Here is a 322-nt window from a genome sequence, read left to right on the forward strand (position 1 = left end):
GATCAAATGCTTGACGCGGCTAAAACCACGGGCAAGTACGAACTGACGGCGGTTTACTCGCGAACTGAGGAACATGCTGAAAAGTTCGGCAAGCCATATGGAGCCACGCAGTTTTTTGACAGTTTGGAAGATTTCTTTGATGAAGGCGACTTTGACGTGGTCTACGTTGCCTCACCAAACAGCCTGCACTATGAACAGGTTCGCTTAGCAATCGAAAATGACAAATTCGTAATTGTTGAAAAGCCTGCCTTTGTCAACCCAAACGAATTTGAGGGCATTGAATCGCTTTTGGCAGCCCACCCAAAGGCCCGTGTCGTTGAAG

At 47.8% G+C, this 322-nt stretch carries 1 protein-coding gene; it reads left to right on the top strand.

The window, feature by feature from the left end:
• The coding region (locus tag LI126_RS14635; protein WP_227165659.1) for a Gfo/Idh/MocA family protein at positions 1-322 on the top strand (322 nt) is incomplete at both ends.

Origin of the sequence: Mediterraneibacter sp. 210702-DFI.5.30 (assembly GCF_020560115.1) — a bacterium.
Classification (GTDB): domain Bacteria; phylum Bacillota; class Clostridia; order Lachnospirales; family Lachnospiraceae; genus Mediterraneibacter; species Mediterraneibacter faecis.